This window comes from Pseudomonas sp. K5002, from assembly GCF_013386655.1.
GTDB lineage: Bacteria > Pseudomonadota > Gammaproteobacteria > Pseudomonadales > Pseudomonadaceae > Aquipseudomonas.
This window is the reverse complement of sequence record NZ_JACARK010001505.1, coordinates 1-935: the sequence shown is the minus strand read 5'-3', so window position 1 is coordinate 935 and position 935 is coordinate 1. Positions and strand designations below refer to the sequence as shown.

Below are 935 nucleotides of genomic sequence, written 5' to 3'. Positions count from 1 at the left end.
CCACAGCCTTGTTGGCCTGCGCGCTGGCCTACAACAACGCCACGCGCACGCGTTACCCCAAGGGCACCCGCGAACCGGCTGCGCCGATCTTTATGCCAATCGCCACCGAAAACCCCGGGATCAGCGCCGAGGACCTCAAGCAGGCCCTCGCCGAGCGCGAGCAGTTCCTGGACGTTACCCCGCAGGAACTGGAGGAGCTGATCCAGGCCAGCGAGCGGTATGCCCGGCGGCGCACCATCGGCGCGGTTTTCCAGCACCAGGGCCAGCCTCCTCCATAAGGCAAAAATGCAAAAACGACCTGCATGATTCCGACTTGTACTGGGCAAATTTGCACTGGTACGATCGCGAGATGGTTCGCCCGCGAACATCTTGATAAAGAACAATAAAAGCAGGGAGTTAGAGATGACTGCTCAGGTTTCATCCGAGGCAAGCAGCGCCGGGATTGTGCAAGACGAGGTCCTGGCGCACGTACGCAACCATATTGGCCACCTGACCCTCAATCGCCCCGCAGGCCTTAACGCCCTCACCCTGGACATGGTCCGCAGCCTCAGCCGGCATTTGCAGGCGTGGGCGGACGATCCCCAGGTGCATGCCGTGGTGTTGCGCGGTGCCGGTGAAAAAGCCTTCTGCGCCGGCGGCGACATTCGCTCGCTGTACGACAGCTTCAAGAGCGGCGACACCCTCCACGAAGACTTCTTCGTCGAGGAATACGCCCTCGACCTCGCCATTCACAACTATCGCAAACCGGTCCTGGCACTGATGGACGGCTTCGTCCTTGGCGGTGGCATGGGCCTGGTGCAAGGCGCCGACCTGCGGGTGGTCACCGACCGCAGCCGCCTGGCAATGCCCGAGGTGGCCATCGGGTATTTCCCTGACGTGGGCGGCAGCTATTTCCTGCCGCGCATTTCCGGGGAACTGGGGATCTACCTCGGGGT

The 935-nt window shown here is 62.4% G+C and carries 1 protein-coding gene and 1 pseudogene; both read left to right on the top strand.

Going from position 1 to position 935, the window contains the following annotated elements; genetic code table 11:
• Window positions 1-278: pseudogene (locus tag HX846_RS37550) on the top strand (HPP family protein); the annotation flags it as partial.
• 124 nt (window positions 279-402) lie between these two features.
• Window positions 403-935: enoyl-CoA hydratase/isomerase family protein (locus HX846_RS37545; RefSeq protein ID WP_178967504.1), on the top strand; the 533-nt coding region annotated here is incomplete at its 3' end.